Annotated in this window: 8 protein-coding genes and 1 pseudogene; all 9 read right to left on the bottom strand. The window is 71.3% G+C overall.

Translation table 11 applies throughout. The features are described 5' to 3' along the window. Positions 1–388 (bottom strand): annotated as a pseudogene (locus tag C665_RS16695) (SPOR domain-containing protein); the annotation flags it as partial. A gap of 9 nt (positions 389–397) precedes the next feature. Further along, complete coding sequence (folC, locus tag C665_RS16690) at positions 398–1,711, bottom strand: bifunctional tetrahydrofolate synthase/dihydrofolate synthase (RefSeq protein WP_004323345.1); 1,314 nt, start codon at positions 1,709–1,711, stop codon at positions 398–400. Further along, positions 1,711–2,586, bottom strand: coding sequence for an acetyl-CoA carboxylase, carboxyltransferase subunit beta (gene accD / locus C665_RS16685; protein ID WP_004323343.1), 876 nt, complete (start codon positions 2,584–2,586; stop codon positions 1,711–1,713). Before accD ends, folC begins: the two co-directional genes overlap by 1 nt. Next, positions 2,583–3,404, bottom strand: coding sequence for a tryptophan synthase subunit alpha (trpA, locus tag C665_RS16680; protein WP_004323341.1), 822 nt, complete (start codon positions 3,402–3,404; stop codon positions 2,583–2,585). Before trpA ends, accD begins: the two co-directional genes overlap by 4 nt. Positions 3,405–3,459: 55 nt before the next feature. Continuing rightward, complete coding sequence (gene trpB, locus C665_RS16675) at positions 3,460–4,671, bottom strand: tryptophan synthase subunit beta (protein WP_004323339.1); 1,212 nt, start codon at positions 4,669–4,671, stop codon at positions 3,460–3,462. After that, positions 4,658–5,281 carry a phosphoribosylanthranilate isomerase gene (locus C665_RS16670; protein WP_004323337.1) on the bottom strand — a complete coding sequence of 208 codons (624 nt, stop codon included), beginning with the start codon at positions 5,279–5,281 and terminating at the stop codon, positions 4,658–4,660. Before C665_RS16670 ends, trpB begins: the two co-directional genes overlap by 14 nt. After that, positions 5,282–6,079: a tRNA pseudouridine(38-40) synthase TruA gene (gene truA / locus C665_RS16665; RefSeq protein WP_004323335.1), complete on the bottom strand. Its 798-nt coding sequence runs from the start codon at positions 6,077–6,079 to the stop codon at positions 5,282–5,284. Beyond that, positions 6,076–6,693, bottom strand: a complete 618-nt coding sequence (locus C665_RS16660) for a CbiQ family ECF transporter T component (protein WP_004323333.1) — start codon at positions 6,691–6,693, stop codon at positions 6,076–6,078. The genes truA and C665_RS16660 overlap by 4 nt, the downstream gene beginning before the upstream one ends. Positions 6,694–6,752: 59 nt before the next feature. After that, positions 6,753–8,577: motility hub landmark protein FimV (locus tag C665_RS16655; RefSeq protein WP_004323331.1), on the bottom strand; the 1,825-nt coding region annotated here is incomplete at its 5' end.

Raw genomic sequence — 8,577 nt, 5'->3', positions numbered from 1 at the left:
CCGGCGCAGGCGGGCGCTGCGGCATCGCCGCGGCGGGCTGCGTGGGTGGCGTGGCGGGCTTTGCGGGCGCGGAGGAAGCGGCAGGAGCGGGCTTGTCCCCCGCCGCCGGTGTCTTCTCGGTCGCAGGCTTCTCGGCCGCGACCACCTCGTCGTCCTCCGGCACCGCGACGGCGACCGGCGCGCTCGCATTCTCGGGCGCGCCGCCGCGGCGCGGACTGGCCGCCTTGTCGCGATCGGGGATCGAGACCCGGATGTCCTCGATCGAGGGGTTCGGCTCCTCTTCCATCATCATCGGCAGCACGATCGCGGCCAGCAGGGCAAGCGCGATCGCGCCGACCAGCCGACGGCGCGCGCGCTTCTTGATCTCGAGGGAATCTGCCTCAGTCACCGCCAAACCTCATCCGCGCCGTGCCGCCTTGATCGCGGCGAGCACATCCGAAACCGTCAGGAAAGAACCGAAAACGACGATTCTATCATCCTCGGCGACCAATTTTTGCGCCGCAGCATAGGCCTCGGCCGGCGTGGCGAAGCAGCGGATGTCGGCGCCCTCCTTCACCGCACGCACCTGCGCGGCGAGCGCTTCGGCGGAAAGGCCACGCGGCCCGGGGAGGTCGGCGAGCAGCCAGTGGTCGACGCGGCCGGCCATGAGCCCCACCACGCCCGCCACGTCCTTGTCGGCGAGCATGCCCAGCACCGCCCAGGTCTCGGGGTAGAAGCCCATGTTGCCGAGGTTGTCGGCGAGCACGCCGGCGGCCTGCGGGTTGTGCGCGACGTCGAGCACCACCGAGGGGCGCCCCGGCTGCACCTGGAAGCGGCCAGGCAGCTCGACCAGCATGAGGCCCTGGCGCACGTGCTGCATCGACACCGGGATGCGCTCGCGCAGGCACTCGAGCACGGTGATCACCGCCGCGGCGTTGAGCAGCTGGTTGGCGCCGCGCAGCGCCGGATAGGCGAGCCCGCCACGGCGCACCAGCGCACCCTCGCGCGCAGGCTGGGCGTAGCGCCAGTAGCCCCACTGCTGACGGTCGCCGCCAAAGCCGAAGTCGCGCCCGCTGATCCACAGCTGCGCGCCGATCGCCGCGGCGTGCTCGACCAGGGTCGCGGGCGGCTGCGGATCGCCGCACACGGCCGGACGGCCGGCGCGGAAAATGCCCGCCTTCTCGAAGCCGATCGCCTCGCGCGTGTCGCCGAGGTAGTCCATGTGGTCCATGGCCACGCTGGTCACCAGCGCGCAGTCGGGCTCGAACACGTTGACCGCGTCGAGCCGGCCGCCGAGGCCGACCTCGAGGATGATCACGTCCAGCCCTGCCGCGGCGAAGACCTGCCAGGCCGCCAGGGTGCCGTGCTCGAAATAGGTCAGCGCGGTGTCGCCGCGGGCGGCCTCGACGGCGGCGAATCCGGCCACCAGGGCCGCGTCGTCGGCGTCCCTGCCGTCGATGCGCACGCGCTCGTTGTAGCGCAGCAGGTGGGGCGAGGTGTAGCAGCCCACGCGGTAGCCCGAGGCGAGCAGGATGCCTTCGAGCATGGCGCAGCACGAGCCCTTGCCGTTGGTGCCGCCGACGGTGATCACCACGGCGTCCGACTCGGCCTGCATGCGCGCACGCACCGCGGCGACGCGCTCGAGCCCGAGCTCGACGCGCTGGCCGTGGCGCTGCTCCAGCAGGGCGAGCCAGCCGTCCAGGCTGGCGGGCGATGCGGCTTGCTCCGCCATCACCCGACGACCACGTCCGCGGGCTGGCGGTTGAGCATGGCGAGCAGCACCGCGAGACGGTCGCGCAGCTCGCGACGGTCGACGATCAGGTCGATCGCGCCCTTCTCGAGCAGGAACTCGGCGCGCTGGAAGCCTTCGGGCAGCTTCTCGCGCACGGTCTGCTCGATCACGCGCGGGCCGGCGAAGCCGATCAGCGCGTTAGGCTCGGCGACGACCACGTCGCCCATGAATGCAAAGCTCGCCGACACGCCGCCCATGGTGGGGTCGGTCAGCAAGGTGATGAAGGGCAGGCGGCGCTCGGCCAGGCGGGTGATCGAGGCGGTGGTCTTGGCCATCTGCATCAGCGAGAGCAGGCCTTCCTGCATGCGCGCGCCGCCCGAGGCGGTGATGCAGATGAAGGGCAGGCGCTCCTCGAAGGCCGCACGCGCACCGCGCACGAAGCGCTCGCCGACCACCGAACCCATCGAGCCGCCGAGGAATTCGAACTCGAAGCAGGCGACCACCACCGGGACGGTCTTGATCGCGCCGCGCATCACCACCATCGCGTCGGCCTCGCCGGTGTCGGCAGCGGCCGCGGACAGGCGATCGGGATACTTGCGCGAGTCCTTGAACTTGAGCGCATCGACCGGCGTGACCTCGGCGCCGATCTCGACGCGGCCCTCGGGGTCGAGCAGCTGGTCGAGGCGACGGCGAGCGCGCAGGCGATGGTGATGGCCGCACTTCGGGCACACGCCGAGGTTGCTGTCGAGGTCGGAGCGGTAGAGCACCGACTCGCAACCCTCGCACTTGCTCCACAGCCCTTCCGGGATCGACTTGCTGCGCGACGAGTCGCCGCGCTTGATGCGCGGCGGGATCAGTTTCTCGAACCAGCTCATGCCTGTACCCCCCTGCCCGTCGCCAGCGCGTCCAGCGCGGCGCGGATCGGGCGCATGAAGTCGCGCACACGCGCCACCTCGTCACCCGGGTTGTTCTCGATCTCCTCGATGATCCGGCTGCCGATCACGACCGCGTCGGCCACCGCGCCGATGCGCTGCGCGCTCTCGGCGTCGCGGATGCCGAAGCCCACGCCCACCGGCATGCCGACCGCGGCGCGGATCTCGGGAATGCGGCGGGCGACCTCGTCGACGTCGAGCTTGGCGCTGCCGGTCACGCCCTTGAGCGAGACGTAGTAGATATAGCCGCTGCCGGCGCGCGCGACATCGGCGAAGCGCTGCTCGCCCGAGGTGGGCGCGAGCAGGAAGATGGGATCGAGGCCGCCGGCCTTGGCGGTAGCGGCGAAGCTCACGCACTCCTCTGGCGGGTAATCGACCACCAGCACGCCATCGACTCCGGCTTCATGCGCGGCAGCGACGAAGCGCTCCTGGCCCATGGCCTCGATCGGGTTGGCGTAGCCCATCAGCACCACCGGGGTATCGGCATTGGCGGCGCGGAAGGCGCGCACGGTCTCGAGCACCTTGCGCAGGCTCATGCCCTGCGCGAGCGCGCGCTCGGAGGCGCGCTGGATGGTGGGGCCGTCGGCCATCGGGTCGGAGAAGGGCACGCCGAGCTCGAGGATGTCGGCGCCGCCCTCGACCAGCGCGTTCATCAGCGGCAGGGTGAGCGCGGGCGCCGGGAAGCCGGCGGTGACGAAGGGAATCAGCGCCTTGCGGCCATCGGCCTGGAGGCGCTGGAAAACGGTCTGGATTCTCGACATGTCTCGATCACACTGCGGGCCGCATCAGCGGCCCGCTTCAGGTTCGGATTCAGGTTCAGAACTGGATGCCGGAGCGCTCGGCGACGGTGTGCATGTCCTTGTCGCCGCGCCCGGAGAGGTTGACCAGCAGGATCTTGTCCTTGGGCAGGGAGGGCGCCAGCTTGGCGGCGTAGGCGAGCGCGTGCGAGGACTCGAGCGCCGGAATGATGCCCTCCAGCCGGCACAGCTTGTGGAAGGCCTCGAGCGCCTCGGCGTCGGTGATGCCGACATACTCGGCGCGTGCGGTGTCCTTCAGCCAGGCGTGCTCGGGACCGACGCCCGGGTAGTCGAGTCCGGCGGAGACCGAGTGCGTCTCGATGATCTGCCCGTCCTCGTCCTGCAGCAGGTAGGTGCGGTTGCCGTGCAGCACACCGGGGCGGCCGGCGGTCAGCGAGGCCGAGTGGCGCCCCGTGTCCAGGCCGTCGCCGGCGGCTTCGACGCCGACAAGCCTGACGCCCGGCACGCCGATGTAGGGATGGAAGATGCCCATCGCGTTGGAGCCGCCGCCCACGCAGGCGATCACGTAGTCGGGCTGGCGGCCCACCATGTCGGGCATCTGCACCAGGCATTCCTTGCCAATCACCGACTGGAAGTCGCGCACCATCATCGGATACGGGTGCGGGCCGGCGACGGTGCCGATGATGTAGAAGGTATCGGCGACGTTGGTCACCCAGTCGCGCATGGCTTCGTTGAGCGCATCCTTGAGCGTCTTCGAGCCGGACTCGACCGGCACCACGGTGGCGCCGAGCAGCTTCATGCGGTAGACGTTGGCGGCCTGGCGCTTGACGTCTTCCGAACCCATGTAGACCACGCACTCCATGCCGTAGCGTGCGGCCACGGTGGCGGTGGCCACACCGTGCTGGCCGGCACCGGTCTCGGCGATCACGCGCGGCTTGCCCATGCGGCGGGCGACCATGGCCTGGCCGATGCAGTTGTTCACCTTGTGCGCGCCGGTGTGGTTGAGATCCTCGCGCTTGAGGTAGATCTGCGCGCCGCCAAGGAGCTCCGACCAGCGCTTGGCATGGTAGATCGGGCTCGGGCGGCCGACGTAGTGCTTGAGCTCGTACTCGAACTCGGCGACGAACGCCGGATCGTTCTGGCAGGCCGCGTAGGCCTCGCGCAGCTCGGCGAGCGCCGGCATCAGGGTTTCGGCGACGAAGATGCCGCCGTAGGGCCCGAAATGCCCGCTCGCGTCGGGAAACTGGTAAGGCGTGTCAGCCATCTGCATGTCGAACTCCGGCGATGAACGCGGCGATCATGTCCGCGTCCTTGATTCCCTTGGCACTCTCGACCCCGCTCGACACATCCACCGCCCACGGGCGGATGCGGCGCACGGCGTCGCCCACGTTGTCCGCGTCGAGTCCGCCCGAAAGCACGAGCGGACGCTTGAAGCCTGCGGGGATCAGCGTCCAGTCGAAGGTCCTGCCCCCGCCGCCATAGCCGTCGACGAAGGCGTCGACCAGGATGCCGCTCGCGCGCGGGTACGAAGCCGCGAATTCTAGCAGATCGACCCCGGGCCGCATTCGCGCCGCCTTGATCCACGCGCGCCCGTGACGGGCACAGTCGGACTCGCTTTCGTCACCGTGGAACTGCAGAAGTTGCAGCGGAACGCGCGCGAGTACCGCCTCGACCTCGCCGGGAGCGGGATTGACGAAGAGGCCGACCGAGACGACGAAGGGGGGCAGCAGCGCGACGAGCTCGGCAGCCTGCTCTATGGAGACCGCACGCGGGCTGGGCGGGTAGAACACGAAGCCGATCGCGTCGGCACCGCTATCGACAGCCGCGCGCACGTCCTGCGGCCGTGTCAGGCCGCAGATCTTGATTCGGGTACGGAACATTCAGACGAGGGGTAGCTGGGGCAGCGCGATGATACGCCCATCACCCGGCAGCGACCAGCGCGGCGGGTAGGCCACGCCGCACAGGTAGAGCCCGTCCGGGGAGAAGGTCGGCGCCGCGCGCGCGCGGTCGCGGGCCTCGAGCAGCTCGCGCATCCACGCCACCGGATAGCGCCCCTTGCCGACGTACACCAGCGCGCCGACCAGGTTGCGGATCATGTGGTGGAGGAAGCCGTTGGCGCGGAAATCGAACAGCAGGTACTCGCCCTGGCGGACCACGCGGGCCTCGTGCATCACCCGCACCGGCGTCTTCGCCTGACAGCCGGCAGCGCGAAAACTTGAGAAGTCGTGGGTGCCGACCAGGCACTGCGCGGCGGCGGCCATGCGCTCGACGTCGAGCGCCGGGTGGTACCAGCCCACCCGCCCGGCCAGCATCGCCGGCCGCGTCGGCGCATTGTGCAGGATGTAGCGGTACTGCCGCTCGCAGGCCAGGAAGCGGGCGTGGAAGTCGTCGCCCACCTCGGTCGACCAGCGCACCACCACGGCCGGCGGCAGCAGCGCGTTGACACCGCGCACCCAGGCCGAGGCCGGGCGCACGGCGCGGGTGTCGAAATGCGCCACCTGCGCGCTCGCATGCACGCCGGTGTCGGTGCGTCCGGCGCAGTGGGTGCGCACCGGCTCGCCCGCGATCTGCGCGAGCGCGCGCTCGAGCACGTCCTGCACGGTGCGGCCATGGGCCTGGCTCTGCCAGCCGCAGAAGGCGTCGCCGGCGTATTCGAGGCCGAGCACGATGCGCCTCATGCCAGGCTCCACCACAGCAGCGCGCCGAAGAGCGCACCCGCCAGCAGCCCCTCGCCCAGTCCGAGGCGCTCGCGCGCCAGCACCACCGGCGCCGCTTCGGCGGCCGCGTCGGACGGAGACTCGTCTGCCAGCCAGTGTCGCCAGTCGGCCGGCCCCTGCCCGCGCGGCGAGGCCTCGACGTAGCGCAGCACCAGCAAGAGGCGCAGGGCGAGGCGTTCGGGCGCCACGCCGACCAGGCGCAGCGGGCGCGACAGCGCGTACAGGCCACCGACCAGGCGCGCGAGCGGCAGGCGCTCGAGCAGGATGCCGACCGCGCACACCACGGCGAGCAGCCGCCCGGCATGCAGCGCCGCGAGCGCAAGCCCCTCGCGTGTCGGCCCCAGGTGCGGCCAGTCGAGCAGCACCGCCTCGCCCGGGGTGAACCAGGCGAAGAGGATGGCGATCGCGATCAGCAGCACGCGGATCCGCCGCACGAGGCGCCAGGTGCGCGCGCGCGCGAAGACGGCGGCCGCGAGCGCACAGGCCGCGACCGCGACGCCGAGCGCAGCGGACGGCAGGAGCTGGACGGCGGCGACCGCCGCGAGCCAGAGGAGCAGGACAAGGCCGGAGTGCATCGGTAAACGGAAAAGGCCGCCGCGAGCCCGCGCTCGTGGCGGCCTGCCGGCGGGGGCGTTCAGCCCAGGCGCGCGATCATATCGCGGGCCGTGGTCTGCTGTCGCGGCGTCCCCTCGGCGACCACTTCCTCGAGCAATTCGAGCGCACCTTCCTTGTCGCCCATCTCCTCGTAGGCGCGGGCCAGTTCGAGCTTGGTCTCGGCCTCCTCGTTCATCGACCCCGGCGCTTCCGCGCCGCCTGCGGCCGGCTGGTCGAACTGGGTGTCGGCCACCGAGAACGGCACCGCATCGAACGCGGCACCGGCTTCGGCGGGCAGCGCCTCGAGGTCGAGATCGATCGAGGTCAGGTCGAGCCCGGCCGGCACCGCGGCCTGGGTCGGGGTCGCCGGTGCGTCGAGCTCGAAGTCGAAGTCGAGCAGGCTGGAGTCGAAGGCGGTCTTCTCGAGGTCGACCACGGCCTCGTCGGCCGTGCCCGCAGGGGCCGCCGGCGGCGGCGCGAGCTCGTCGTCGAGCGTGCCGGTGGCGCTGACCACGGTCGCATCGAGATCGAAGGCCTCGCCGCCCGGAGCCTCCATGCCGGGGAGCTCGAAGTCGAGGTTGCTGATCGTGCCGGAGTCTTCCACCGAGATCGTCGGCGCGGAGGCGAACGCCTCGGGTGCGGGTGCGGCTTCGATCGCGGCGGGGCTGGCCGGCTGCGGCTCGCGCGCCGCGGCGTCGAGGGACTCGTCGGGTTCGCCAAGATCGAGGTCGAAGGTCAGCCCGCCATCAGCGGCCGGCTCGGAAGCGGGAATGAAAGCTGGGGCCGGGGGAGGCGGCTCCTCGTCCGCGGCTTCCAGGGTGAGATCGAACTCGCGACCGAGGCCGGGCGTGGTCGCCGACAGGTCGGGCATCGCGGTGGGCGTGTCATCCGCGAGGTCGAGCTCGAAGTCGAGCGCACCGGTGTCGAAGGGGATCTCGTCGGCCAGGGGCGCAGCCGGCGCCCCCTCTCCGGCCGGCTCGCCTGCCGGACCCTCACGCTCGCCCGAGGCGAACTTGTTCAGCTCTCCCGGCAATGTCCACGTGTCGCGCATCTGCGAGTGGCTGGGCTGCGCAGCGGCCGCCGCGGTGAAATCGAGCGAGGCCAGCTCCGGCCCGGTCGGTGCGGCCTCGGCTGTGGTCGCGGCGGCGCCTGCGACAGCGACGCCCGCTGCCGCAGCGACCGTCGGTGCCACCGCGGGCTCGCCCTGCGGCGCGCGCTGCGCACCCGTGTCGCCACGCTCCGCAGCATAGAGCGGATTCTCCGGATCGAGCCGGCGCCCCAGCGCAGCAGCCTTCTCCCAGTCGCGCCCCTGGCCGCCGGAGCGTGCGAAAAGCTCGCTCGCCACCGTCTCGAACTGGCGCGTGCTGCGGCGCTGGGCATAGATCTCGAGCAGCTTGAGATGGATCGCGGCACGGCCCGGATCGGCCTTGAGGGCATCCTGCAGGATTTCCTCTGCCTGCGCGTCACGGCCGTAGGCCATGTAGACGTCCGCTTCGGCCACCGGGTCCACGCCCTCGTCGGTATCGATCGAGGACAGCCCGGAATGGCTGAAGTCGGTGTGCATGATGCTGGTGGCACCGGTATCGACGCTCTGGCCGCCGGTGCCCGCGAACACGCTCTGGCCGCTGCTGCCCACCGAGGCGGCACCGAGGGCGGCCTCGGCAGCACGGATCTCTTCTTCCTTGCGGCGCTGGCGCGCCTTCAGGCCTGCGTAGGCGAGCAACAGCGCGAGGATGCCACCACCGCCGTAGAGCAGGGTCGGATCCTCCATCAGGGTATCGACGAAGCCGGGTGCGGCTGCGGGCTCGACTGCCGCGGCCGGCGCGGCGGGCGGCTTGGGCGCGGGCGCCGGAGCGGGCGCCGGA

The sequence above is a fragment of the Thauera aminoaromatica S2 genome (assembly GCF_000310185.1).
GTDB classification, from domain to species: Bacteria; Pseudomonadota; Gammaproteobacteria; order Burkholderiales; family Rhodocyclaceae; genus Thauera; species Thauera aminoaromatica.
Note: the sequence above shows the minus strand (reverse complement) of the source record. Positions and strands in the feature narration are given on the sequence as shown.